Source organism: Adlercreutzia equolifaciens (assembly GCF_029076695.1).
Classification (GTDB): domain Bacteria; phylum Actinomycetota; class Coriobacteriia; order Coriobacteriales; family Eggerthellaceae; genus Adlercreutzia; species Adlercreutzia equolifaciens_A.
On the sequence record NZ_JARFIK010000472.1, the window covers coordinates 1 to 295 of the forward strand.

At 65.1% G+C, this 295-nt stretch carries 1 pseudogene; it reads right to left on the reverse strand.

Going from position 1 to position 295, the window contains the following annotated elements:
- Positions 1–57 precede the first annotated feature (57 nt).
- Positions 58–295 (reverse strand): annotated as a pseudogene (locus PZH32_RS13225) (hypothetical protein); the annotation flags it as partial.

A 295-nucleotide genomic window follows, 5' to 3' on the forward strand; every position in this document is an offset into this window, starting at 1 on the left:
CTTCTCAAAGAGGACGCCGACCGACCAGAGACGGCGTCCTCTTGCGTGACCTACGGGCTACAGGGGCCACTGGAACTGGATGAGGGCGTTCACCGCTACTTCGTAGAGCAGCACGCGCCACACCAGGGTGCCGATAATGGCGCACACCAGAGCCACAATGGCCAGCACCATGGTCCTGTCGGCGGCAATCTTGCCGGACATGGCCAGGAAGGACAGCACGGCGGGAACCACGCAGCCCACCACGATGGCGCCCAGCCCGAAGGCCACGGCATGCTCCCCCACCATTATGGCGGCG